Below are 409 nucleotides of genomic sequence, written 5' to 3'. Positions count from 1 at the left end.
TGACGGCACCGACCGATGAGCTGTACTTGGCGCCGGGGTTGGTAATTACTTGAATATCCTTGATGAGATAGGGCTTGAGCTCTCTCAATTGATTGGGGTCGGTCATTAGTCGGTCGTTGATGTAAATGACTGGGGTGCCCTTTCCGGTTACTTTTACCTTTTCATTCTCTACCTCTACAAGTGGAATACCTCTGAGCACGCTGTAGATATCGGTGAGCTTGGAGAGGGGCGAACCATCGATCTTGGTGCTAAGTCCGCCAGCGACCAATCGGTGCGAGACGCGATTGGCGGTGATGGCCACCTCTTCTAGCATAGTGGCACTCTCGGAGAGGGTGAGTGTGTGCTCCTTGAGGTCTTTGCAAAGCACTTGCTCGTTGCTGTAGCCGATCAGACTTGCTTGGAGTAGGAT

General features: G+C 52.1%; 1 pseudogene. It reads right to left on the bottom strand.

Annotation, left to right across the window (positions count from 1 at the left end):
• A pseudogene (locus HMPREF3027_RS09555) lies at window positions 1-409 on the bottom strand (TonB-dependent receptor); the annotation flags it as partial.

Source organism: Porphyromonas sp. HMSC077F02, assembly GCF_001815465.1.
Taxonomy (GTDB): Bacteria; Bacteroidota; Bacteroidia; order Bacteroidales; family Porphyromonadaceae; genus Porphyromonas_A; species Porphyromonas_A somerae.
The sequence above is the reverse complement of the archived record's forward strand: the minus strand, read 5'-3'. Positions and strand labels throughout refer to the sequence as shown.